A 1,016-nucleotide genomic window follows, 5' to 3' on the forward strand; every position below is an offset into this window, starting at 1 on the left:
GCGGCGACCTGCGGGTCCACGTGGGCGGACACCTCCTGCTCGGCATGCTCGGGCCGTTGCTGCTGGCCCGGGCAGCGGTGTGCCCGCGGCGCAGGCCCACGCCGCGGCGGAGCTCCTGTACCACGGTGCCCTGCCGGTCGAGCGGCCCTGATGGCCCTGCTCGGTGCGCAGTGGTGGGCGCGGGAGGTCAGCGGAAGGAGGGCAGGAGCCGCTCGTGGGCGGCGGCGGACCAGTCGACGAGGAGCAGGGTGGCGTCGTCCTGCAGCTTCCCCTGCTGGTGCTCGAGCACCGCGGCCCCCAGTCGGCGAAGGGTCTCGGGGGCGCCGAGGCCGTCTCGTTCCGCCCGTTCGGTGAGCTCGACGAGCCTGCGCTCGCCGAAGAACTCCCCGGCCTCGTCGCGGGCCTCGGTGATGCCGTCGGAGTAGAGCAGCAGCCGGTCCCCGGGCTCGAGCCGCTCCCGCGCGGTCTCCCCCGGCCTGCCGCCGCCGACCCCCAGCGGCGGGCGCGGCGGGTGATCCAGCTTCTTGCGCAGCCGTCCCCGCCGAATGAGCAGCGGAGCCGGGTGCCCCGCGAGCAGGTACTCGAGTACCCCGGTGCGGGTGTCCAGGGTCGCCAGGACCGCGGTGACGAACCGGAGCGGCTCGGGCTGCTCCTGGAGCACCTCGTCCGCCCGCGCCGCGAGGTAGGCCCGACCCGCCGCACCGGTCTCGACGGGCAGCGCGGCGTCCCCGTCCGCCCGCACCGGCGTCAGCACCCGTTGCCCCAGGTCGACGAGGTACACCTCGGCCGTCAGGTCCACGCCGCGGACGAAGGAGTCGACCATCGGCGACAGCTGGTCCCCCGTGATCAGGTGCGACCGGTCGACGACGCCACGGAGCACCTCCACCCAGCTCGAACCCGGTGCACCGGTCACGCGAGGACCGTAGCCCGTCCCTCGCAGGATTTTCTGCAGTCGGGGTTGCGCTAACCTCCAGCGGTCGCTATAAATTCTCTCCTCACCTCCGGTAAGCAGCACC

At 73.7% G+C, this 1,016-nt stretch carries 1 protein-coding gene; it reads right to left on the minus strand.

The annotated features are described in order from the left end of the window. Positions 1–187: 187 nt before the first annotated feature. Positions 188–913, minus strand: coding sequence for a PP2C family protein-serine/threonine phosphatase (locus tag H5J29_RS34080; RefSeq protein ID WP_181784964.1), 726 nt, complete (start codon positions 911–913; stop codon positions 188–190). Positions 914–1,016: the final 103 nt, after the last annotated feature.

Origin of the sequence: Pseudonocardia pini (genome assembly GCF_013870575.1) — a bacterium.
In the GTDB taxonomy this organism is placed as follows: Bacteria; Actinomycetota; Actinomycetes; order Mycobacteriales; family Pseudonocardiaceae; genus Pseudonocardia; species Pseudonocardia pini.